This is a genomic window from Streptococcus sp. CCH5-D3, from assembly GCF_001556435.1.
Taxonomy (GTDB): domain Bacteria; phylum Bacillota; class Bacilli; order Lactobacillales; family Streptococcaceae; genus Streptococcus.
The window spans coordinates 1-537 of the sequence record NZ_LSIW01000021.1; the positions used below are offsets into that span (position 1 = coordinate 1).

1 protein-coding gene is annotated in these 537 nt (G+C 42.5%); it reads right to left on the reverse strand.

All coding sequences use genetic code 11. The features are described from left to right. Positions 1–537, reverse strand: a 537-nt coding sequence (locus AX662_RS10645) for a mucin-binding protein (protein WP_443030980.1), incomplete at both ends; no start/stop codon positions are given.

The window sequence follows — 537 nt, forward strand, 5'->3', positions numbered from 1 at the left end:
GGTTTGACCTGTTGTTTGATCAACGTACGTGATGACTGCTTTTTGATCTGCTTTACGGTAAACAACTGGGGTATCAGTTCCTGGGTTAGATGGCGTTACATTTGGAATGTCTGTCACATAACCTGGGATGACTGGTGTTGGTGTTACACCACCCTTAGTTGGATCGTTTGGATCATTCGTATATTGTGGAGTTGGCGCATTTGGAATTGGGTTGCCATCTGGGTCAACTGGAATGATCTTACCGAGTTCCTTATAAACCACTTTATCTGTAGCTTCTGGGTGTTCTGGTGTAACTGTCTTACCACCTGCTTCAGCTTTATCCGCATAATAGTGTTCAACGACTGGGACTTTTACTTTGCCATAGTCATGACTGTTTTCAGTCCATGTTGTTGTACCATCTGCTTGATTCTTCTTACCTGTGAAGGTATAGTCGCTTTGAACATCATCTTTTGGTGTGGTTGAACCAGCTCCTTCAAACGTTACTGTTTGTTTCGTTGGTTGCGTTACATCATTTGTTTTTGGTACATAGATGATTGG